General features: G+C 56.9%; 1 protein-coding gene. It reads right to left on the bottom strand.

Annotated elements, in window-relative coordinates; translation table 11 throughout:
* Nucleotides 1–253: hypothetical protein (locus SB847_RS21700; protein ID WP_410578767.1), on the bottom strand; the 253-nt coding region annotated here is incomplete at both ends.

Raw genomic sequence — 253 nt, 5'->3', positions numbered from 1 at the left:
CAGCATCAGCAGCAGCCAGGATTGCATCAAGACGCGGGTTATCCAGTACCGGCGCACCTGCTTTTTTGTCACCCTGTTGCCTTGCCGCCTGACCAGCCAGCAATCGCAGTTCACGGTAAGCCTGACGCCCCGGAATGCCAAAGAAGCGGAATTGCTGAACACGATGCAGAGACGCCCAGGCATTAACGTATTCAGCGTTATCACGCAGGGATTTACCCGTTTCCTTGCTGATCTCCCCAGCCAGACCACGCCC

Origin of the sequence: Bacillus sp. SIMBA_026, from assembly GCF_046535335.1 — a bacterium.
In the GTDB taxonomy this organism is placed as follows: Bacteria; Bacillota; Bacilli; order Bacillales; family Bacillaceae; genus Bacillus; species Bacillus velezensis.
The sequence above is the reverse complement of the archived record's forward strand: the minus strand, read 5'-3'. Positions and strand labels throughout refer to the sequence as shown.